Source organism: Vibrio sp. 1562, from assembly GCF_033340155.1.
GTDB classification, from domain to species: Bacteria; Pseudomonadota; Gammaproteobacteria; order Enterobacterales; family Vibrionaceae; genus Vibrio; species Vibrio alginolyticus.
Window position 1 is genome coordinate 1 of the sequence record NZ_JAWOVY010000514.1, and the last position, 612, is coordinate 612.

A 612-nucleotide genomic window follows, 5' to 3' on the forward strand; every position below is an offset into this window, starting at 1 on the left:
AACACATTTTTGCAAATTTGTCGCAGTTACATAAATGCATATTGATTATTTTTTCTGCTCCATTAGTCCTGCAAAACCGGGCTAACGGAGCAATTTATTCTAATTGCTCCCCGAGACTTCTTCAGTTGCCTCCTGGCGAAGTTTCTGGGCATCCATTCCGTTTAGCCGTTCAATGGCTCTGTCTGCGGCACTTTGACGGTTTCCATCAACGTTTAGCGTACTTCCTGAGCCAGTGAGTCTCTCAAGATCCAATGACGGTATTTCAGGTAGGTTGCCAGTTATCGACAAGATACCTATCCATTCATCCAGATTGACTTGGCTCCAATCTACCTGGTTTAACTGACTCGCGGTCAAACCTTCGCAGTTTGGTGACTTTGCACTACCCCAACCAAGACCCAATTGCGGACGCACTTGCTCTTGAATGATCCGTGAAAGTGGCGAAGTAAAGCAGCAATATGACTGCCGTTTTTCAACACAGGCACCTAAGAACTTAGACTTGCAGTAAGAACCTACATAGTGGCAACTCTTCAATACTCGCTTGGCGTTCATTTCAAACTCGCTCTGCTCACATTTCCAGATAAGCTGAATGAGGATCATAGTGACTGAATAAAT

1 protein-coding gene is annotated in these 612 nt (G+C 44.6%); it reads right to left on the reverse strand.

Annotated features, from left to right (window positions below):
- Positions 1 to 99: 99 nt before the first annotated feature.
- Positions 100 to 612: conjugal transfer protein TraN (gene traN, locus R7Z49_RS28200; RefSeq protein ID WP_318112579.1), on the reverse strand; the 513-nt coding region annotated here is incomplete at its 5' end.